Annotated in this window: 1 protein-coding gene; it reads right to left on the bottom strand. The window is 37.7% G+C overall.

Annotation, left to right across the window (positions count from 1 at the left end):
• Window positions 1-450: hypothetical protein (locus ACS8FD_RS18830; protein ID WP_439276974.1), on the bottom strand; the 450-nt coding region annotated here is incomplete at its 3' end.
• Window positions 451-827: the final 377 nt, after the last annotated feature.

Raw genomic sequence — 827 nt, 5'->3', positions numbered from 1 at the left:
ATTGAGGGACACGTCTGCCAGTTTGTTGGCAGGAAGCCATTTAATATTCCAGCGTAATGCTTTATATTCGGTCAATGGTACCCTGACGGCTTTGCCATCTACTTTGCGTATGAGTGGTATATCTGCATAGTTTTTACCGTCGATAGTCGCTTGCGCACTTTTTGGTTGTGCTTCACCAGTAAAGGTCATATTGGCAGGAATAGGCAGGGTTACAGCGACATCACTAATAGGCTGATCGATGATATTGGTATAAGTGGCGCGGTATTGAACGGTTTCACCTTTCTGAGCATTTGACGCTGCGATATAGTTGAACTTACCATCAGCGGTTTTGACAACTTTATTAGCCTGTAACTCCATCTTTAGTGCATCCGCTGCATAAGATATATTGATTAGACATGCAGACACCGTAGTGGCAACAAGAGCATGGCGTAAAAATTGAAATGATTTCATATCATGTTCCTCGTTTGGATAATATCTACATGCAATATTCTTGCCAACTTATAAAAATATAAGTAAAAACAATTGTTTACTATAAGTGCTAGCGGCTTTTTCTACATTTTTATTCTTACAAAAAATTTATAAGTAAACACTAAAGAACCGATAAACGACGTTTATCGGTTCTTTAATGGATATAAGAGAATATTTAACAAGCTATAGCTTTAGTTTTCCAAAGTAGTAATCGATAAAAGCTTATTTATGGGGTTGTATTTTTGGCGCCATATTTGGTGTTGAAATATAAAGTAGCTTTGGTCGGCTCTGTCGAGGATGCAGACGTTTTTAATAAATTAAAACTATCAGATATGATGGTGCCGTTTTGGCCCATAGGC

This window comes from Psychrobacter sp. 1U2 (genome assembly GCF_051847575.1).
This window is presented reverse-complemented; position numbering and strand designations above follow the sequence as displayed.